Annotated in this window: 15 protein-coding genes; 8 read left to right on the top strand and 7 right to left on the bottom strand. The window is 72.4% G+C overall.

What is annotated here, in order from left to right:
- Positions 1–57 precede the first annotated feature (57 nt).
- The gene (locus ACWGJB_RS19080) at positions 58–1,755 is read left to right on the top strand and encodes a DUF2264 domain-containing protein (protein ID WP_453381311.1); all 1,698 of its coding nucleotides are present in this window, start codon (positions 58–60) and stop codon (positions 1,753–1,755) included.
- 24 nt (positions 1,756–1,779) lie between these two features.
- Entirely contained in the window at positions 1,780–3,762 is a 1,983-nt protein-coding gene (locus tag ACWGJB_RS19075) for a PE-PGRS family protein (RefSeq protein ID WP_453381310.1), read from the top strand.
- Here ACWGJB_RS19075 and ACWGJB_RS19070 read toward each other — a convergent pair.
- Together ACWGJB_RS19070 and ACWGJB_RS19065 are read right to left on the bottom strand one after the other, a co-directional pair.
- Positions 3,752–5,134, bottom strand: coding sequence for a hypothetical protein (locus tag ACWGJB_RS19070; RefSeq protein ID WP_453381309.1), 1,383 nt, complete (start codon positions 5,132–5,134; stop codon positions 3,752–3,754). The two genes, ACWGJB_RS19075 and ACWGJB_RS19070, sit on opposite strands and share 11 nt — an antisense overlap.
- Complete coding sequence (locus tag ACWGJB_RS19065; protein WP_453381308.1) at positions 5,131–6,453, bottom strand: MFS transporter; 1,323 nt, start codon at positions 6,451–6,453, stop codon at positions 5,131–5,133. The genes ACWGJB_RS19070 and ACWGJB_RS19065 overlap by 4 nt, the downstream gene beginning before the upstream one ends.
- Before the next feature lie 114 nt (positions 6,454–6,567).
- On the opposite strand from ACWGJB_RS19065, the gene ACWGJB_RS19060 reads away from it, so the two are divergent.
- Both ACWGJB_RS19060 and ACWGJB_RS19055 read left to right on the top strand, forming a co-directional pair.
- Complete coding sequence (locus ACWGJB_RS19060) at positions 6,568–7,158, top strand: TetR/AcrR family transcriptional regulator (protein ID WP_453381307.1); 591 nt, start codon at positions 6,568–6,570, stop codon at positions 7,156–7,158.
- On the top strand, positions 7,151–7,831 hold the full coding sequence (locus ACWGJB_RS19055; RefSeq protein WP_453381306.1) for an alpha/beta fold hydrolase: 681 nt from the start codon (positions 7,151–7,153) through the stop codon (positions 7,829–7,831). Before ACWGJB_RS19060 ends, ACWGJB_RS19055 begins: the two co-directional genes overlap by 8 nt.
- 16 nt (positions 7,832–7,847) lie before the next feature.
- Here ACWGJB_RS19055 and ACWGJB_RS19050 read toward each other — a convergent pair whose 3' ends face one another.
- The 5 genes from ACWGJB_RS19050 to ACWGJB_RS19030 form a co-directional block, all read right to left on the bottom strand.
- On the bottom strand, positions 7,848–8,648 hold the full coding sequence (locus ACWGJB_RS19050) for an ABC transporter permease (protein ID WP_453381305.1): 801 nt from the start codon (positions 8,646–8,648) through the stop codon (positions 7,848–7,850).
- Between the two features lie 5 nt (positions 8,649–8,653).
- Positions 8,654–9,457: an ABC transporter permease gene (locus ACWGJB_RS19045; protein ID WP_453381304.1), complete on the bottom strand. Its 804-nt coding sequence runs from the start codon at positions 9,455–9,457 to the stop codon at positions 8,654–8,656.
- Between the two features lies 1 nt (position 9,458).
- The gene (locus ACWGJB_RS19040; RefSeq protein WP_453381303.1) at positions 9,459–10,454 is read right to left on the bottom strand and encodes an ABC transporter ATP-binding protein; all 996 of its coding nucleotides are present in this window, start codon (positions 10,452–10,454) and stop codon (positions 9,459–9,461) included.
- Between the two features lie 140 nt (positions 10,455–10,594).
- Positions 10,595–11,830 carry an ROK family transcriptional regulator gene (locus ACWGJB_RS19035; protein ID WP_453381302.1) on the bottom strand — a complete coding sequence of 412 codons (1,236 nt, stop codon included), beginning with the start codon at positions 11,828–11,830 and terminating at the stop codon, positions 10,595–10,597.
- A gap of 89 nt (positions 11,831–11,919) precedes the next feature.
- Positions 11,920–13,200 carry an FAD-binding protein gene (locus tag ACWGJB_RS19030; RefSeq protein ID WP_453381301.1) on the bottom strand — a complete coding sequence of 427 codons (1,281 nt, stop codon included), beginning with the start codon at positions 13,198–13,200 and terminating at the stop codon, positions 11,920–11,922.
- A 155-nt stretch (positions 13,201–13,355) separates the two neighbouring features.
- On the opposite strand from ACWGJB_RS19030, the gene ACWGJB_RS19025 reads away from it, so the two are divergent.
- The 4 genes from ACWGJB_RS19025 (at position 13,356) to ACWGJB_RS19010 (ending at position 19,020) form a co-directional block, all read left to right on the top strand.
- On the top strand, positions 13,356–14,363 hold the full coding sequence (locus tag ACWGJB_RS19025; protein ID WP_453381300.1) for a hydroxyacid dehydrogenase: 1,008 nt from the start codon (positions 13,356–13,358) through the stop codon (positions 14,361–14,363).
- A gap of 49 nt (positions 14,364–14,412) precedes the next feature.
- The gene (locus tag ACWGJB_RS19020; RefSeq protein ID WP_453381299.1) at positions 14,413–15,480 is read left to right on the top strand and encodes a LacI family DNA-binding transcriptional regulator; all 1,068 of its coding nucleotides are present in this window, start codon (positions 14,413–14,415) and stop codon (positions 15,478–15,480) included.
- A 123-nt stretch (positions 15,481–15,603) separates the two neighbouring features.
- Positions 15,604–16,923 (top strand): radical SAM protein, encoded by a 1,320-nt coding sequence (locus tag ACWGJB_RS19015; RefSeq protein ID WP_453381298.1) that lies wholly within the window; start codon positions 15,604–15,606, stop codon positions 16,921–16,923.
- Between the two features lie 579 nt (positions 16,924–17,502).
- Complete coding sequence (locus tag ACWGJB_RS19010; protein ID WP_453381297.1) at positions 17,503–19,020, top strand: cellulose binding domain-containing protein; 1,518 nt, start codon at positions 17,503–17,505, stop codon at positions 19,018–19,020.
- Positions 19,021–19,150 lie beyond the last annotated feature (130 nt).

Here is a 19,150-nt window from a genome sequence, read left to right as displayed (position 1 = left end):
TACGAGGTCCGGTACGAGGTCCGGTACGAGGTCCGGTACGAGCGAGAAAGAGCACTGATGCAGCTGCCCGCCGAGGACCGTGGCCCCAGCCCGCGCACCGGCTACACCCGCGCCCACTGGGAGGCCGCGGCCGACGCCCTGCTCGCCGCCGTGGAGCCGTACGCCACTCCGGACCGTGCCCTCTACCACCTCCCCGGCGACCACCAGAGCTGGTCGGGGCACCTCTCCGACGGCCTGGAGGGCTACGCCCGCACCCTGCTCCTCGCGGCCTTCCGCCGGGACGAGACCGTGCTCCAGCGGTACGCCGACGGGCTCGCGGCCGGTGTGTCGGGCGGGTGGCCGCGTGTCGAGGACCGCAGCCAGCCGCTCGTCGAGGCGGCCTCCGTCGCCCTCGCCCTGCGCCTGACCCGCCCCCTGCTGTGGGACCGCCTCGACGACCGGGTGCGGCAGCGCGCCGCGGCCTGGCTCGCCGACGCGCTCACCGCCGAACCCTGGCCCTGCAACTGGGAGTTGTTCCCGGTGACGGTCGGCGGCTTCCTCGCCGAGGTCGGCCACGAGCCGGAGGCCGCGCACAAGGCGGTCGACCACGGCCTGGCCCGCATCGAGGAGTGGTACCTCGGCGACGGCTGGTACACCGACGGCGACGGCCGCAAGTTCGACTACTACAACGGCTGGGCGATGCACCTCTACCCGGTGCTGCACGCCTGGCTGGCCCGCGACGAGCAGCTGCTCGACCTGTACGGCGGCCGTCTGGAACGCCATCTCGCCGACTACGCCCGGCTGTTCGGCGGCGACGGCGCCCCGATGCACCAGGGCCGCTCGCTGACCTACCGCTTCGCGACCACGGCCCCGCTCTGGCTGGGCGCGCTCACCGGACGCACGCCCCTGTCTCCCGGGGAGACCCGGCGGCTGGCCTCCGGAGCGCTGAAGTACTTCCTGGACCGGGGCGCGGTGGACGCCCACGGACTCCTGACCCTCGGCTGGCACGGGCCCAACGTGGCGGTGTTGCAAGGCTATTCGGGGCCGGCGTCCCCGTACTGGGCGAGCAAGGGCTTCCTCGGCCTGCTGCTCCCGCCGGACCACGCGGTGTGGACGGTGCCGGAGGAACCGGGCCCGGCCGAGCGCGCCGACGCGGTCACGCCGATCGCGCCCGCCAACTGGCTGCTCCAGTCCACGCGTTCGGACGGCGTCGTCCGCCTCCACAACCACGGCAGCGAGGACGTCCGCTACGACCCCTACTACACCCGGCTCGGCTACTCGACCGTGACCGAGCCGTCGGCGTCGTACGACAACAGCGTGCTCGTCGGCGGCGATCCGAGCCGGACGGACATCGTGCCGCTGGGCGTCGGGCAGGGCTGGGCGGCCTCCCGGCACACGGCCGCCTCGGGGGCCCGCGTGACGAGTGCCGTGCTGGTGCGCGGGGCCGTGGAGGTGCGGGCCTTCCAGGTGACAGGGGCGGAACCGGGGACGCCGGTACGGGTCACCGGCTGGGCCGCACCGGAGGGGCTCCGGTCCGAACTGCTGCCCGTCGTGGGCCTCGACGCCGAGCTGACCGGGGTCACAGGGGAGGACCCGACCCTGTTCGTGGCGCTGAGCCGGCTCACCGGGGCGGCGGATGCCGTGCCGCTGGGGGAGACAGTGACGGTACGCGCCGAAGGGGCGAAGGAGTTGACCGTGCTGTGGAGCGGGGGACCCGGTCTGCGGGTCCGCTGGCAGGGCGACGGAGTGGATGTGGAGCACATCGTGCCGGGCTGAGCCGCGTCGGGCATGATGCGGATCATGGGGTGGAAGGACGAACTGACCGAACTGCTGGGGCGGGCCGGGCTGGAGCTGGTGGCGGACCCGTGTGTCGAGGAGGTGGTGCCGCCGTCGGTGGCGTGGCGGTACGTGATCGCGTGGGAGGCGGAGCCGACCGTGGAGGTCGCGCTCGACCGGCCCGATTCGGTCGCGGAACTCAACGCGCAGTGGCGTCGGTTGGCGTCCGGGGCGGGTCTGTTCGACGGGGACGGGGTGTTCCTCGTCAACTTCTCCGGCAATCCGAGCAGGCGCTGGGTACGGGTTCGGCTCACCGACGCCTGGGACCTCGCGGGAGTCTTCGGTGAGCGGCCCGGACAGCCGGAGTTCGTGACGCTCTCCCTGGACGGGGACGCCCTGGTCGGAGCCACGACGGAGGAGTACACGGTCCGGCTCGTCGCCGTCGACCGGATCAGGGAGCGGCAGGAGGCGATCGCGCAGGCCGCTGCCGCGGAGACCGAGGAGGACCGGGCGGCCGCCTGGGAGGCGCTGTTCCGGGGGCCCGGGCCCCCGCCGAAGTTGCTGGACTCCTGGGCGAGCGGTCTCTGGCTCAACCCGGCCACCCCGAAGGACCTACGGCCGCTGCTGCTGAAGAAGACCTTCTTCGCCATGTACAGCGCCATGCCGGCGGATGTCGTGGACGCGTTGCTGGCCGACCCGGACTGGAAGGTCCGGATGAGCGCGGCCGAGCATCAGCCGAACATCACGCCCGGGCAGTGGGCGCGCCTGATCGCGGCCGAGCGGGAGGAACGGCACCGGTGGCTCCTCGCCATGGTGGCCGCCGAGCGGCGGGCCGAACTGCCCGAGGACACCTGCCGCGAGCTGGCCGCCGATCCGTCCGCACGCGTGCGCTGCGAGGCCGCACGTCTCAAGGGCCTGCCCGCCGACCTGGCGGTCGCCCTGGCCACCACCGACCCCGACGGCGGGGTACGGGCGGTGGCCTGCGTGACCGCCTGGCCGCACCTCGACGCCACGGCACGGGCGGCGCTCCTGGCCGACCCGTCCGGCGCGGTGCGCGAGCGGACGCTGCCGCTGCACCACCGGGACCACCCGATGCCCCGGTCGGTGTACGCGTCCGGGGACGTCAAGCGCGAGGCGCTGGAGAGCTGCCTGCTGGAGCGCGAACTCGCCGAGCACCTGGCCCGCGACGGCGACTCGGACGAGCGTCGCTCCCTCGCCCACAACCCCCGGCTGGACCCCGACCTGGTCGCCCTGCTCGCAGGGGATCCCGACGCCCGCGTCCGTTGGTCCGTGTCCATCCGGGCCGACCTCACCGAGGAACAACGCGCCGACATCCCCGTCGACTTCGATCCGAACGGCCACTACTTCCCGCTCGACTGGGTCATGGAGCTCCACGACGACCCCGAGGCCATGCGCCGCCTGGCCGCCTCCGCCCACCCCCTCGTCCGCAGAAGCGTCGCCCGCGCCCGGCATCTGCCGCCGGACGCGGTCGCCCGTCTCGCCGACGACGAGGACCGGGTCATCCAGCTCTTCCTCGCGGAATCCTGCGACGACGCGCCCGCCGAGATGCTGCTGCGGGTGTGGCGGTGGTGGACCGGCAGCCTGACCAGCCCCGACCGCCCGCGCGGCCACCCGAACTTCCCGCGCCAGGGCCTGCTGCGCTACGCGGACGACCCGAGCCCGCGGATGCGCCGACTGGCCCTGGACGACCCCGAGTCCACGCCCGACCTGGTGGAACGGCTCAGCCGCGACCCCAGCGACGAGGTGCGCTACCGTGCCGCGACCGACCCCCGGCTGTCCCCGGTCGCCGCCGCCCGGCTGCTGGCCGACCCCCACGAGCACGTACGGCACGCGGCCGCCCTCCATCCCCGCCTGCCGGTAGGGCTCCTGACACAGCTGCTGCGGGGCGGCGGCGCCGAGGCGGCCGCCCGCAATCCGGCGCTGCCCGTCGAGGTCATGCGCCGGATGGTCGAGGCGCTCGGTGGGGCGGCACCCGTCACGGCGTGAGACCGGCGATCCGCAGCGTCGTCGTGGTCGGGGACGCCCCGGTGAGCGGAGTGCCGTAGGCCGGGGTGACCGGCGCGTAGGCCCAGGTGAGGGCGGAGTCCTTGAGGACCGCGATGTCACCGGTGATCCGCGCGCTCACCACCTTGTCGGCGCTGACGAACCTGCCGCTCCAGTCGACCAGCCGCAGGTGTGTGCCGGTGAAGGTGCCCGTGCAGGTGCCCGCCGAGCACCTGGCGTTCTTCAGGGACTCCCAGGAGAGCAGGAGCTTGTCCTTGCCGTAGGGGGCGAGGTGGACATTGACGTTCTCGACGGTCTTGGCGCTGGTGAGGTACACGGCCTTGCCGGGACCAGAGTTGCGGTTTTTCAGGAACGCGATGGCGACCTGGTGGGTGGCGGTCTTCGGGGTGACCGTCCAGCCGCGGCCGCTGGAGTCGTCCGGGTTCTTCTTCGCGGAGGCGGCGCCCCGGGAGGCGAACGCCGTCGCGTACCTGCCGGTCGGCGACTTCACCAGGTCGCCGGTGCGGCTCGGGAAGGTACCGCCGCAGTAGCCCGCCCAGCACTGCTCGCGCTGGACCACCGGAGCTGCGTCCGGGGCGCCGATGCCGGTGGAGACGAACAGCCCCGACCGCCAGTCGTCGAAGCAGAGGGAGGTGAAGGCGCCGGAGGTCTCGGCGTGCAGCGCTATGCCCTCGTTGTGGCTGCAGCCCCAGCTCCAACCGCCGCCGAGCTTCGCGCCCTTGGCGCTGACGTACGACAGCTTGTCGCCGTAGTGCCCGTCGGCGAAGCCGCCCGCGCCGTGCACCACGAAGTAGGCGCCGTACTTGGAGCCGTTCCAGGCGAGCCGGCCGTCGAGGGTGGGGGAGGTGTCGTGGGTGGCGGTGCCGGTCAGCTTGGCGGACCAGGTCTTCCTGCCGCCCGCGTAGCGGACGATCGCGGCCGCCGTGTCCTTCCACTTGTTGGTGTCGGAGACCCGGGTGAGCAGCGCGAAGCCGTCGTCGTGGGCGACCAGGCCGCCGACCTCCTGGGCGCCCTTGACGACCGTGTCGGCCCCGGACCGCTTGCCGGCCGTCGTGAGCGGGGTGACATGGACGCCGTCGGCGGCGGGCCAGGCGACCCGGATCGTGCCGTTGGGGGCGACCGCGGTGGCGGTCCGGTTCCACTCCCGGGTGTTGTTGTAACCGGCGGACAGATAGGGGTACTTGGCGCTGAGGCTCACCGCCGTGGACGTGACCCGGAGGTCGGGGGTCGTCGCCGCGCCGGCGGTGGCGTACCAGGCGCCGGCCAGCAGACCGGCGGCCGCGAGGGCCCCGATCGCGGGCCTGCGGAAGGCGTGGACGCGGCGGTGACGTGTGGTGCGTGGTGCGGAAGTCATGCCTCCCGGTCGTCGCCGGCGCGGGGAAGGTTGCCGTGTTCCGGCGCGGCCGCCGCGGGCAGTGGCGCCGCCCTTCTGATCGGGGTGCCGAGGGCGGCGAGGCCGGTCAGTGTGCAGCAGGCACCGGCGACGGCGGCCACGGCGGCGGTGCCGTACCGCTCGGCCGCCCAGGTGAGGACGGCGGCACCGGCCGGGGCCAGCGCGTACTGGAGGGTCCAGTGCGCGGAGGTGACCCGGCCCAGCAGTGGCTCCGGGGTGATCTCCTGACGCAGGGACATGGAACAGGTGCCCGCCACCCCCACGCAGGCCAGGTAGACCGCGCACAGGACGGCCACGACAGGTACGGTGTGCATCCGGCCGAGCCCGGCGAAGGCCAGTCCGCACACCGTCATCGACGCGATCCAGGTCGGTCCGAAGCCCAGCCGCCGCCGGAGCCGGGCGACCAGCAGTGCCCCGGTGATGGTGCCGACCGCGCCGACCGCCAGCACCGTGCCGACCGTGCCGTCGTCGTGGCCGAGGTCGTGCTTGAGGTGGTAGATGACCAGGTCGTTGATGCCGAGGCTGAGGAAGCTGAAGACGGCGAGCAGTCCGGTGACCGACCGCAGGACGGGGTGCCGGACCAGGTACCCGACCCCGGTCCGCAGGTCGCGCCACACGCCCCGCTTCCCGGCCGGCTGGTCGTCCCCGGCGCGCTCCCGGACCCGGACCAGCAACAGCAGGGCGGCCGACACGGCATAGCTCGCCGCGTCCACGGCCACCGCGTCGGCCGGCCCCGTCCAGGCGGCCATCAGACCCGCGCCCAGGGGACCGAGGACACCGGCCGCCGCCGCGGTGGCGTTGACCCTCCCGTTGGCCTCGGTGAGCCGGGTGACGTCGACAAGTCCCCGTACGACGGTGACGTACCCGACGGCGAAGAGCATGCCGACGGCCTCGCACAGTGGCAGGACCACGTACAGCAGCCAGAGATGCGGCCCGGCGAGCCAGACGACCGGGACCAGGCCGTAGAGGACCATACGGACCAGGTCGCAGGCGATGAGCAGCTTCCGCCGGTCGACCCGGTCCACGACCACCCCGGCGAAGACCGCCGCCAGCACCATCGCGACCCCGCCGACGGCGGTGAGCAGGCCCATCCGGGCCACCGAGCCGGTCGCCTGGAGGACCAGCAGGGGCAGCGCGACGAGACTGAAGGAGTCGCCGAGCACGGACAGCGTCTGAGCGAGCCAGAAGAAGCCGAAGTCCCTCTGTTTCCAGAGCGGTTGACCGGCCGCCGCCTCCTTGGCGCGCGCCGCCCGCTCCGCCCGTCGCGCCTCGCGTGTCACGGCTGCCCCTTCCGCGTCACGGCAACCCTACGCCGACCGCGTCCCGTTGATAATCGCCTGGACCTCGAAACCTAGGACCTCTAGGATTCAGGCTGTGAACCCTAGGGAGGACGCATGGTCCGTGCCGGAATCACCGTCGACCGGCTGGTCGCGGCGGCGGCCGAACTCGCGGACGAGGCCGGCTTCGAGCAGGTCACACTGTCCGCGCTGGCCCGCCGGTTCGGAGTGAAGGACGCGAGTCTCTACTCGCACGTCAGGAGCCTTCAGGACCTGCGGCACCGGATCGCACGGCTCGCGGGCGGCGAGCTGATCGACCGCATCGCCACCGCCGTGGCCGGACGCTCCGGCAAGGACGCGCTCGCCGCCTACGCCGACGCCTACCGCGCCTACACCCTCGCCCACCCCGGCCGCTACGCGGCCACCCAGATCCGGATCGACCCCGCCCTCGTCGACCCGGACGACCCCGGCATGCGCCGCACCGTCGAGATCACCTACGGCATGCTGCGCGGCTACGGCCTCGCCGAACCCGATCTCACGGACGCCGTACGCCTGTTGCGCGCCACCTTCCACGGCTTCTGTGTCCTGGAGGCGGGCGGCGGCTTCAACGCCGCGCGGGACGTCCGCGCCTCCTGGGGCCGGGCGATCGAGGCCCTGCACATCGCCCTTGAGAACTGGCCCCGCGAGGAGACCGACCACCATGCCTGAACTCCACTACGACGTCTCCGGCACCGGACCCGTCCTGCTCCTCCTCCCCGGCGGCGCCGGCCACCCCATGGGCCTGGACCCGCTGATCGGCCACCTGGCACCGCACTTCACCGTCGTGACGTACGACCCGCTCGGCCTCGCCCACGGCCGCCTCGGCGCACCGGTCGCCGATCAGCGGGTGGCGGACTGGAGCGAGGGCGCCCACCGCGTGCTGGCGAAGGTGGCGGGCGAGGACGGGGCGGCGTACGTCCTCGGGACCAGCTCCGGCGGCATCACCGCCCTCGACCTGCTGGCCCGCCGTCCCGGGCGGCTGCGGGGCGTGATCGCCCACGAGCCGCCGTGCGTCACCCTGCTGCCCGACGGGGAGCGGCTGCGGGCCGAGCTGATCGGGCAGTTGGAGGGCGGGCGCCCGCCCGCCGGCGAACCGACGCCCTTCGGGGTCTTCCTCGACCACGTCCTGCGCCCGTTCACCGCCTACCGGCCGGCGACCGGCCTGCCCCGCCTGACGGTGGCCGCCGGAACCGACTCCCGCGAACAACTCCTCCACCGCACGGCGGAGTTCGTCGCCCAGTACACCGGCGGCGACTTCGCCGAGTTCCCCGGCGGGCACCTGGGCACCGTGGCGCACCCGGCCGCCTTCGCGGAGCGGGTCAAGGAGGTGCTGCTCGGCTGACGGCCCCGCCGGCCGGTCAGCCGTTCACCCCCGTGTAGTGGCCCAGTGCCCACCGCCACAGCCAGCGCGACGCCAGGTAGGCGAGCAGGCCGAGGAGCGGGGATCCGGCCGCCAGCCAGTAGGGGGCGCCGGTCGAGTGGCCGTGGCCGGTGAGGACCGCCGCCGGGAAGTACGCGACGAAGGCGAGGGGCAGGCCGTAGGTGAGGAGGCCGCCGACCGCGCGGGGGAGGACGTTCAGGGGGTAGCTGCCGAAGGTGCCGAGGAGTTCCTCCAGCCAGCGCCCCCAGTAGTCGGCGGCCGGGTAGCGCAGCGAGGCGCAGGCCACCACCGTGAAGAGGGCCGCCTCCAGGAGCATCCCGCCCAGGACCGCCGCGACCAGGTAGCCGATGCGGCCCGCCGTCCAGTCCAGCTCGCTGCGGCCGAGCGCGCCCGCCATCAGACCGGCCGCCACCGTCAGGTCGCCGATCGCGTTGGTGGGGAAGAACTCCAGCTGTACCTGGCGGTAGACGGGCAGTGGGCGCAGCAGATAGGCGTCGATCTTGCCCTCCTGGATGCTCCGGCCCAGGCCGTGCACCCGGCCCAGGAGGAGCACGAACAGGCCGTGCGCCAGCATGCGGGTCGCCGGGATCAGCAGGACGTCGCTGCTGTCCCAGCCGCCCATCCCGGCGAACCGGGTGAGCAGCACCGTCGCGAACACGATCACCGACACCTGCCAGACCGCGCCGATCGCGATCATCATCAGGAACTCGGTGCGGTACTCCAGCTGGGCGCGGAAGTTGAGGCGCGTGATGCGCCACATGATCCGTACGGCGTTCATCGGTCTCAGCCTCCTTGCGAGATCACGCGGCGGGCGGCCCGCCGCCACACGAACCGGGTGAACAGGTAGAGGGCCACGACCCACGCGGCCTGGACGCCGAGCTGGAAGGGGGCGTCCGACAGCGGGACGCGGCCCACGTACAGCGACAGCGGCACGCTCAGGGTCGCCTGGAAGGGCAGGAAGGAACTCAGCGTGATGAACCAGTGCGGGAAGTACCACAGCGGCGCGTACACCCCGGACAGCAGGTTCTGCGCGAAGACCAGGATCAGCATCGCGGCCGTGTTCCGCAGCGTCCAGAAACACAGCTGGTCGATGAGGAGCATGACGTAGTAGAGGACCAACTGGCCCAGCGCGAGGCTGAGGACGAACACGCCCGCCACCGCCGCCGAACCCGGCGGCTGCACGACCCCGACCGCCAGACAGACCGCGTACCCGGCCAACGCCCAGGTCAGGCCGTACAGTTGCTCGCCGATCGCGCGCAGGGCGTGGTAGCGCTGGGGTGGCATCGGGCGCAGGTACCAGTAGACGATGGTGCCGAAGTGCACATGCTGCATGACCGTGTCCCGGCCCGCGTACTGGTCCAGCTCCCGCAGCCGGGAGGCCAGTACGGCCATCACGGCGTACGTCACCGCCTGGCCGCGGTCCAGACCCGCGGTGGTACCGGACTGGGCGTACAGGCCGCGCCACAGCGAGGCCACCAGCACCACCTGCACGGTCAGCCGCAGTAGGACTCCGGTGATCCGGGGCGGGGTGTACAGCTCGCCGAGCGGGGTGACCCGGGCGGCCCGCCAGCCGTAGGACAGGGCCATCTCAGACCGCCTCGGCCTGCACGTAGGCCGCCCGCATGACGTCCTCCAGGTCGGCCTCGTCCACCGCCACGCCCGTCACCTCGTACCGCTCGATGACCAGCTTCAGCGCCTTGTGGACCGTGGGTGCGGCCGGGCCGTCCGGGCCGAACACCACCTGGGGGCCGTCCCGGCTCACCAGCGTGATGCCCGGCAGCGGGCCGACCGGGGTGTGCGGGTCGGCGAGGGTGGCCCGCACCTGCCAGGTCGAGCCGAAGGTACGGCGGATCTCGTCCAGGGTGCCGTCGAGCACCAGCCGCCCGTGGTTGACCAGCACCACCCGCTCGGCGAGCCGCTCGACCTCGGTCATGTCGTGCGTGGTCAGCAGCACGGTACGGCCGCGCTCGGCCACCTGGTACCGCAGGAACTCGCGGACCTGCTCCTTCACCACCACGTCCATGCCGATCGTCGGCTCGTCCAGGAACACCACCGGCGGATCGTGCAGCAGGGCGGCCGCCAGGTCGCAGCGGACCCGCTGGCCGAGCGAGAGATGCCGGACCCGGGTGTCCCAGAAGGCGGACAGGTCGAGGAGTTGGTCGAACTCCCGCAGCCGTCCCGCGTGTTCGGCCCTCGGCACCTCGTAGATGTCCCGCAGGATGGCGAACGACTCCCGCACCGGCAGGTCCCACCACAGCTGGGTGCGCTGCCCGAACACCGCCCCGATGTTACGGGCGTTGCGCTGCCGCTCCTGGTACGGCACCACGCCGGCGACCCGGGCGTGGCCGGAGCTCGGGGTGAGGATGCCGGTGAGCATCTTGATCGTGGTCGACTTGCCCGCGCCGTTCGGGCCGAGCAGGGCGAGGAGTTCGCCGGGGGCGACGGCGAAGGTGATGTCGGAGACCGCGTGCTTCTCTACGCGTTCGGGGTTGACCAGTGATCGCAGGGCGCCGGAGAAACCCGGGCGCCGGACGGTGGTGTGGAAGGTGCGGGACAGACCGCGGACCTCGATGCTTCCGGCCACGCTGGGGGACTCCCTCGTTCCGTACACGACGTACGGCCGGCCGGTTTGGGAGGCCGACCGGCCGCGGATACGCAACGACGGTCGCAGAGCGCCGAGGGGCCCGGCAATGGATTAAAGGACCCGAGAGTTGGACTAATCGATCACCGGGAGGCGGACGCGGTACGGGCCGGGCGCACCCCGTTGCGCTGCCCCACGGACCGCAGCGCGCCCTCCAGCGCGAAGGTGGCCGCGCCGAGGCAGACCGGGTCGGTGGGGATGGGGGAGAGCATGATCTCGGTGGCGGCGAACGGCCGCCCGAGCGCATGCCGACGGACGGCCTCGCGGACCTCGGCGAGCAGCGGTTCGCCGAGCCTGCGGGCGACCCAGCTGCTGAGCACCACCAGTTCGGGGTTGAGCAGGTTGACCAGGTTGGCGACCCCGGCGCCGATGTACCGGGCCGTGTCCCGCACCACCTGGACCGCCACCGGGTCACCGTCCGCCACCCCGCGGGCCAGCGCCTCGATCGTGGCTGTCTGGTCCTCGGGGCGCAGCAGCGGGCTGTCCGGGCTGAGTTCGCGCAGGTTGAGCATGATGCCGGGCGCGCCGACGTAGGTCTCGACACAGCCGTGGTTGCCGCAGTGGCACGGCCGCCCGTCCAGGACGAGCGTGGTGTGCCCCCACTCCCCGGCGCTGTTGCTGACGCCCCGGTGCAGTCCGCCGCCGAGGGCGAGCCCGGCGCCGACCCCGGTGCCGAGGTTCACCACCACCGTGTCCCCGCGCCCGCGCGCCGCCCCGAACCACTGCTCGGCCACCGCGCAGGCCCGCAGCGGGTTGTCCAGGTGGAGGGGGTAGGCGACGTGTTCGGACAGCAGGTCGAGCAACGGCACGTCGTGCCAGTCCCAGTTGGGCGCGTACTCGGCGATGCCCGTGTCCCGGTCCACCTGCCCGGGCGCGCTCACCCCGACGCCCAGCACCCGCGCGCCCTCCACCCCGGCCTGCGCCACCACCGAGCCGACGGCGGCGGCGACATGGCTCACCACCTGTCCGGGCCGGTGTTCACCGGGGCGCAGGTCCTCCTCGGCGCGGGCCAGCACGTTCAGCGCCAGGTCGAACAGCTCGACATGGACGTACGTCTCCGCGATGTCCACGCCGATCAGCGCGCCCCCCGAGGCGTTGACCGCCACGAGCCCCCGGGGCCGGCCGCCCGCCGAGTCCTCGAAGCCGACCTCGGTGATCATCCGCAGTTCGAGCAGTTCGCCGACGAGCGTGGCGACCGTGGCCAGACTCAGCCCGGTGACGGACGCCAGCTCCTGCCGGGAGGTGGGAGACTCGGCGATGATGTGCCGCAGCACCTCGTAGCGGTTCGCGGTGCGGATGTCACGTGATGTGTGCTTCACACGGCGCAAGGCTATGGGCTGCGGCGGGATTTCGACAAGGGATTAGGAAAAGGGCTTTATTAAGCCTGTCGAAGGGATACGCGAGCTCGTCATCCGCCCAGTACATCCTGGACGAAGGGATTGGCGAACTTCCCCTCGGGGTCCAGGGTCCGGGCCAGCGCACGGAAGTCGGCAAGCCGCGGGTAGCGGCCGCGGAGCACCTCGCCGGGGACGCTGTGCACCTTGCCCCAGTGCGGACGCGGCTCGAACGGCGCCAGCACCTCCTCCAGCCGGCCCACCGCGGGCAGCACGGCCGCCAGGTCGTCGACCCAGGTGAAGTGCAGGGCCACGGAGTCCCGGCCGTGGGCGGGGCTGAGCCACTGCGGATCGGCGGCGATGGTCCGCACCTCGCAGGTCAGCAGAGCGGGGGAGACCGCCTGCCGGACGGCGTCGACCGCGTGCAAGGCCTCGACGGCCGTCGACCTCGGCAGCAGATACTCCGACTGGAGTTCGTCGCCGCTGCTCGGCGTGAACTCCGCCCGGAAGTGCGGGAGCCGCTCGTGCCAGGGCCCCGGCACCCCGAACTGCTCGGTGCAGTTGCGCGCCGGCATGCCCGGCACCGGGTGCATCGCCTCGGTCGCGGGCGCGGCCCCGCCGAAGTCCACGGCGGGGCGGTCGGTGCGCCGCTTCACCCACACCTGCCGGAAGCCCGGCTCCCGCCAGTCGGTGAACAGGCTCACGCTGTACCCGGCCCCGGACACGGCCGCGAAGTCCAGCCCCGCCAGCGGCAGTTCGACGTACACCGTCTGCGCGACCTCGTAGGCCGGTTCCAGGTCGAGGGTGAGCGCGGTGACGACGCCGAGCGCGCCCAGCGAGGTCACGGCACCCTCGAATCGGGCGTCGCCACGCGCGATCGTCTCCGTCGAACCGTCGGCGAGGACCAGCTCCACCTCCCGGACGGGCGCCGCCAGCGACCCGTTGGTGACGCCCGAGCCATGCGTTCCGGTGGCCACCGAACCGGCCACCGAGATGTGCGGCAGCGAGGCCATGTTGGGCAGCGCCAGACCGTACGCATGGACCGCGCGGGCCAGTTCGGCGTACCGCACCCCGCCCGCGACCCGGACCGTGCGGGCCGCCGTGTCCACCTCGATCACCGGTGGCAGCCCGGCGACCGAGACCAGCAGGCCCTGCGGACCCGGGTCGGCGATGCGGTTGAAGGAGTGGCCGCTGCCCAGCACCCGTACCCGCGCACCGCCCGCCACCAGCGACCGGAGCGCGTCGAGCGAGTCCGGGCGGTGGAACTCCTTGGCCGTGTACGTGATGTTGCGGGCCCAGTTGGTGACCGTCTGCGCCGGATCCGTCATCGTGTCGTCCCATCCCTGTCGTGCCATGCCTGCCGTGCCATGCCATGCCTGTTGTGCCGTGCCTGTCGTGCTCCGCGCTCTCGTCCGCCGGAGAGTGCGTGTGCATTGACCCTCTCATTCGCCGAGACCTACGGTAGAGACCGGTTGCTATCCGCGCGTCACCGAGCCGGAAGGTCACTTCCTTGCCCGAGCGTCCCCAGGCAGTGTTCGCCATGACAGCCCAGAACGTGCCGCACATCTTTCCGCCGGAGGTGCTCGCACGACTGCGCGCGTGCGTAGAAATCGATCCCACTCTGGTGGTGGACGACTTCACCGATCCCCGGGCCCGGGAGACACTCGCCCGCGCCGAGGTCCTCGTCACCGGCTGGGGCTGCCCGACCCTGGACGCGGCCGCCCTGGACGCGGTGCCCGCACTGCGCGCGGTGCTGCACGCGGCCGGCTCGGTCAAGGGCTTCACCACGCCCGAGGTCTGGAAGCGCGGCATCCTCGTCTCCTCGGCGGCCGCCGCCAACGCGCTGCCCGTCGCCGAGTACACCCTCGCGATGATCCTCCTCGCCGGAAAGGACGTCTTCGCCTTCCGTGACCTGCTGCGCACCCGGCGCACCTACCCCTACGGCGGCATCGTCCCCGGCATCGGCAACTTCCACCGCCGCGTCGGCGTCGTCGGCGCCTCCCGCATCGGCCGCCGCCTCATCGAGCTCCTGCGCCCTCACGACCTGGTGGTGAGCCTCGCCGACCCGTACGTCGACGAGGGAGAGGCCGGCCGGCTCGGTGTGCCCCTGCTGCCCCTTGACGAGTTGCTGCGCACCTCGGACATCGTCACCGTGCACGCCCCGCAGACCCCCGAGACCCGCCGTCTGCTCGGCGCCCGCGAACTCGCCCTGATGCCGGACGGATCGGTACTGATCAACACCGCGCGCGGCTCGCTGGTCGACCACGACGCCCTGGTCGAGGAGCTGTGCACCGGCCGCCTGACCGCGATCCTCGACGTCACCGACCCCGAGCCGCTGCCCGCCGACTCCCCGCTGTTCGACCTCCCCAACGCCTTCGTCACCCCGCACCTCGCCGGCTCGCAGGGCAACGAGCTGGCGCGGCTCGGGCTCACTGTCGTGGCGGAGGCCGAACGGCTGCTGGCCGGCGACGGCCTGCGGTACGCGGTCGACCACTCGGTCCTCGAACGGGCCGCGTGACGGCCGTCTCGTAGGGTGACCTGAACACATGACGAAGGGGAGCCGAGCGGTGGCGAAGCGGACACAGCCGGCGCCGAACGGGGACGCCTCGACCGTACGGGACGTGGCCGCACGGGCCGGGGTCTCCGCGTCGACCGTCTCCCGGGTGCTGGGCGGCACCTACCCGGTGGCCGCCACCACCCGCGCCAAGGTCCTGAAGGCGATGCGCGAGCTGGACTACGTGGTCAACGCGCATGCCCGCGCGCTCGGCGGCGCCACCAACAAGACGGTCGCCTTCGTCGTCGACGACGTCACCGGCCCCTTCTACGCGCACATCGCCCGCGGGGTCGAGGAGCAGGCCTCGGCGGAGGGCCGGCTGTGCATGCTCTGCACCACGCACGGCGACCCGCGGCGCATCCTCGCCGTGGTGGAGACCATGCGCGAGCAGCGGGCGGACGCGGTGATCGTGGTGGGCGGTGCCCTGGCGGACAAGGCCTACCACGACCGTATGACCCACTTCGCCCACGCCCTGGACCGGGCCGGCTCCCGGCTCGTCCTGGTCGGCCGGCCGCCGCTCGGCCCCGGCGTCCCGGCCACGGTCGTGGACTACGACAACGAGGGCGGCGCCTTCGCCCTCACCAGCCACCTGCTCTCCGGCGGCCACCGGCGCATCGCCTACCTCGGCCGCGTCCCCGGCCTCTCCACCAGCGCCCAGCGCATCGCCGGTTTCACCCGCGCCCATGAACTCCTCGGCCTCACCCCGGACCTCGACCTGATCGCCGACGGCACCTTCTCCCGCTCCTACGGCTACCAGGCGACCCGTGAACTCCTCGCCTCCGGAAGGGAGTTCACGGCGGTCTTTGCCGCCACCGACATGATCGCCGCGGGCGTGATCCAGGCCCTGCGCGAATCCGGCCGCCGTATCCCTGACGACATCGCGGTGGCCGGGTACGACGACATCCCGGTCGCCCGGGACGTCTACCCGACGCTCACCACGGTCCACGTGCCCCAGGAGGAACTGGGGCGCGCGGCCGTCCGTCTCGCCCTGCGCCGCGACGACCTGCCGGACGGCCAGCACCTGGTCCTGGGCACGCATGTGGTGCTGCGCGAGTCGACACGACGGGCCGGCGGCAGCTGAGGAGAGGGGTGAAACCTCCCGAAGGTGGACGAATCGCATGGCGTGAGGGGACCCGGCACGGCCGACGAACGAGCGGGGGCATACCGTGAGGAGTCGAACGCCTGAGTCGGAAGGAGACACGGGATGGGCAGCCGTACCGCGCTGGTCGAGGATCTGATGGAGAGGTTCCCGCACGTACCGAGGGAAGCCGTCTTCAAGGAGGACCTGCTCCGGGGCGGTGTCGCCTTCGATCCCTCCGCCCTGAGCGACAACGAGAGCGGCGAGGTCAAGCCGAAGTCGTACTTCATCTTCTCCTTCGACCACGGCACTCTGCCCGAGCTGGGCGAGGCCGCGCTGCGTCGGCCCCCGGAGGAGATCATCCTCACGGGCGGTCCGTACGACCTGCGCCGGACCGTCGTCTCCGTACGCGTGAACCCCGCCTCGCCGTACCGGGTGGCCGCCGACGAGGAGGGGCTGCTCGGGCTCTACCTGGACGGCAAGCGGATCGCCGACGTCGGGGTGCCGCCGATGCCGGAGTACTACCGGCACAAGCTCGCCAACGGGAAGTCCGTGATGGAGGTGGCCCCGACCATCCAGTGGGGCTACCTGATCTACCTCACGGTCTTCCGGGTCTGCCAGTACTTCGGCGCCAAGGAGGAGTGCCAGTACTGCGACATCAACCACAACTGGCGCCAGCACAAGGCCGCCGGCCGGCCGTACACGGGAGTGAAGGACGTCGACGAGGTCCTGGAGGCCCTGGAGATCATCGACCGGTACGACACGGCGAAGACCTCCACCGCCTACACCCTCACCGGCGGTGCCATCACCTCCAAGCTCCAGGGCCGTGACGAGGCCGACTTCTACGGCATGTACGCCAAGGCCATCGAGGAGCACTTCCCGAACCGCTGGATCGGCAAGGTCGTCGCCCAGGCGCTGCCCAAGGACGACGTCCAGCGGTTCAAGGACTACGGCGTGCAGATCTACCACCCCAACTACGAGGTGTGGGACGAGTACCTGTTCAAGATGTACTGCCCCGGCAAGGAGCGGTACGTCGGCCGGGACGAGTGGCACAAGCGGATCCTGGACTCGGCCGAGATCTTCGGTGCGCGCAATGTGATCCCCAACTTCGTGGCCGGTGTGGAGATGGCCGAGCCCTTCGGCTTCACCACGGTCGACGAGGCGATCAAGTCCACCACCGAGGGCCTGCGCTTCTTCATGTCGCACGGCATCACGCCCCGCTTCACCACCTGGTGCCCGGAGCCGACGACCCCGCTCGGCAAGGCCAACCCGCAGGGCGCCCCGCTGGAGTACCACATCCGCCTGCTCCAGGCCTACCGGCAGACGATGGAGGACTTCGGCCTGTCCTCGCCCCCCGGCTACGGCCCGCCCGGCCCCGGCAACGCCGTCTTCTCCGTCAGCTCCTTCATGGACAGCCTCCCCGCGGAGGAACCGACGAAGGTGTGACTCGCCGGGTCACCGGACACAGGAGGGCGTCAGGCGGTCTGCCGACGCCCTTCTGGGCATTCCGGACGGCGTCGGCCGGGCTCCCGACTCCGCCCGCGGTGACCGCGCTTACCTCCCGGGCCTCGATGTGTGAGGGACCGAGGAGGACGGTGAGTCGGAACGCGGTTGCGGTGCGTATAGGAGGGCGGAGTTGTGGGCCACGGCGGACACGAACGCGTTCTCCGGCTGGACCGCGATCCACGGCCATGTACCGGCATCGGCCGTCGGCGTACCTTTCGCCCGGTACGGTGACCGCGAGGATTCGGCGCGGTCGGCGTACCCGGTGCGGGCGCTCGACGGGCGGCGGCGGGTGGTGGCCGAGGCGCGGTCAGGGCAGCTGAGCAAGGCGGTTGACGTGACGCCGGGGACCGGTGGTACGGGTGACGGGGAGGATCCGTGGCACGACCATCGGTAACCGGTTTTGAATATGCCGCTTGTCAGTTGTGCAGGAGACGTGAAAAGCTCGGGTCCTGCCGCGAGGTTCCCCCCAACTCCATTGCCGATGTGGTGAGTTGACCTCGCTTTTGATGCAGGAGACCCATGCCCGACCTGCCGATCCCCCAGGACGCCGCCGAGGCAGCGCTGTTCTCCGAATGCTGGGACGCGGTGCTCTCCTACGCCGACCTGTGCACGTCCGGCTCTCTGACGGCCAATCAACTGGCCACCGAGGCCTTCGCCCTCGGTATGCGCGAGGCCCGTGACACGGACTTCACCCCCGTCCGCAGCGTCGGACGACGTGCTGCCCGGCTGCCGATGATCCCGCTGTTGCTCACGGCCGTCCGCAACACGGCCGCCAGTTGGGAGGCCGAGGGGCTGGGCCACAAGCTCGACCCGGACCTCAGACTCTGGCTCAACTCCGAGAAGGCCACGCGATATACGGGCCCGCCCTTGCAGCGGCCCGTCGCACTGCGCGGCCTGCGCGACATGCAGGAGGCGGACGCCGCACTGCTGTGGCTGGCCGAGGTGGAGGCGCTGCCGCTGCCCTCGGTGGCACGCCGGCTCGGGCTCGACCCGGTCGTCGCCGCCCAGGAACTGGAGCAGGTGCGCGGCCTGTTCCGGGACCGCTGCCATCGCGCGCACCTCGACACGCCGATGGCCGCCGAATGCCGCAGCTACGCCCGGCTCCTGGACGCGGTCACCCGGTCCGCCGCGGCCGACACGCCCGACGACCTCTCCCGGCACCTCGCCACCTGCGTGCAGTGCGCCGAGGCCGCCGCCTGTCTGCGTCTGCACGGCGGCGGACTGCCCGCGGCGCTCGCCGGCGGGGTCATCGGCTGGGGCGGCCTCGCCTACCTGGAACGCCGCCGCCGCGCGGCCGAGGTACGGCTCGGCGCGGGCCGCCCGGGCGCCGGCGACAACGACGGCGGTGACCCCAAGGAGGGCACCGGCCGGGGGCGGGTGCTGCGCCACGGGCTGCTCGGCGCGGCGGTCATGATCTCGCTGGTGGCGCTCGGCGTGTCGATGATGCCGATGGGCGGCGGCTCCGGCGACGACACCGCCACCGCCTCCCACGACGACCGTCAGCCGGTCGCCGACCCCACCACCTTGCCCCCGCCGAGCGAGCCGCCCGCCACCCACACGGCCTCCGCCGCCCCGCCCTCGTCGGCCACCGCCGGCAAGCCGGCCGACAGGAACCCCGACCCGGAGCCCCAGGGCACCTCCACCGCCACGGCGGGCACCGGCGGCAAGGCCACCGGCTCCGCCGTCCCCGCTCCCTCTCCCTCGCCCACGGAATCCGCGGCGGCCACCTGCCGGGTCTCCTACGACCTGGTCAACCAGTGGACCGACGGCTTCCAGGCCACTGTCACCGTCACCACCACCCAGGCCCTGTCCGGCTGGCGGGTGCAGTGGTCCTTCCGGGACGGCCAGAAGGTCACCCAGATGTGGGACGCGAGCGTCAGCCAGAGCGGCGGCCGGGTCACCGCGGACTCGGCCGACTACAACCAGTCGGTCTCCCCGAACGGCACCCTGTCCTTCGGCTTCCTCGGTACCTGGAGCGGCAAGAACTCCTCGCCGTACGGCTTCACGCTGAACGGCGGATCCTGCTCGTCGAGTTGAGCCGGAGTGCCGGTACGACCAGCGGGGGGGGGGGGGCGCGGGGGGGGGGGGCGCCCCCCGCGGGGGGCGGGGGGGAAAATATGTGTGGGGGGGGGGGGGTGGGACACGGGGCGTGTGTAATATTTTTTTT

The organism is Streptomyces sp. NPDC054813, assembly GCF_053611365.1.
Note: the sequence above shows the minus strand (reverse complement) of the source record. Positions and strands in the feature narration are given on the sequence as shown.

Coding starts and splice junctions, on each gene's coding strand:
- ACWGJB_RS19060 (WP_453381307.1), top strand. CDS start 6,568: ATGGTCCGTGCCGGAATCACCGTCGACCGGCTGGTCGCGGCGGCGGCC.
- ACWGJB_RS19070 (WP_453381309.1), bottom strand. CDS start 5,134: ATGACTTCCGCACCACGCACCACACGTCACCGCCGCGTCCACGCCTTC.
- ACWGJB_RS19015 (WP_453381298.1), top strand. CDS start 15,604: ATGGGCAGCCGTACCGCGCTGGTCGAGGATCTGATGGAGAGGTTCCCG.
- ACWGJB_RS19030 (WP_453381301.1), bottom strand. CDS start 13,200: ATGGCACGACAGGGATGGGACGACACGATGACGGATCCGGCGCAGACG.
- ACWGJB_RS19080 (WP_453381311.1), top strand. CDS start 58: ATGCAGCTGCCCGCCGAGGACCGTGGCCCCAGCCCGCGCACCGGCTAC.
- ACWGJB_RS19055 (WP_453381306.1), top strand. CDS start 7,151: ATGCCTGAACTCCACTACGACGTCTCCGGCACCGGACCCGTCCTGCTC.
- ACWGJB_RS19075 (WP_453381310.1), top strand. CDS start 1,780: ATGGGGTGGAAGGACGAACTGACCGAACTGCTGGGGCGGGCCGGGCTG.
- ACWGJB_RS19050 (WP_453381305.1), bottom strand. CDS start 8,648: ATGAACGCCGTACGGATCATGTGGCGCATCACGCGCCTCAACTTCCGC.
- ACWGJB_RS19010 (WP_453381297.1), top strand. CDS start 17,503: ATGCCCGACCTGCCGATCCCCCAGGACGCCGCCGAGGCAGCGCTGTTC.
- ACWGJB_RS19045 (WP_453381304.1), bottom strand. CDS start 9,457: ATGGCCCTGTCCTACGGCTGGCGGGCCGCCCGGGTCACCCCGCTCGGC.